Annotated in this window: 1 protein-coding gene; it reads left to right on the top strand. The window is 68.0% G+C overall.

Annotation, left to right across the window (positions count from 1 at the left end):
* On the top strand, window positions 1–259 hold a 259-nt coding region (locus tag MFF64_RS37030), incomplete at both ends, for a hypothetical protein (protein WP_238194035.1).

The raw sequence follows: 259 nt of genomic DNA on the forward strand, positions 1-259 counted from the left end.
AACGGCGCTTCTCCGAGCGGCTGGCCTGCCCGAACGGGCACCCGCTCGACATCGAGGATCTGGAACCGCGCTCGTTCTCCTTCAACTCGCCCTACGGCGCCTGCCCGGATTGCACGGGTCTGGGTATCCGAAAGGAGGTCGATCCGGATCTGGTTGTGCCGGATCAGGATCTGAGCCTGGCCGGTGGCGCGATCGCCCCGTGGTCGCGCGGGCAGACCGCCGAATACTTCACCCGCCTGCTGTCGGGTCTGGCCGAGGC

Origin of the sequence: Methylobacterium frigidaeris (assembly GCF_022179185.1) — a bacterium.
Taxonomy (GTDB): domain Bacteria; phylum Pseudomonadota; class Alphaproteobacteria; order Rhizobiales; family Beijerinckiaceae; genus Methylobacterium; species Methylobacterium frigidaeris.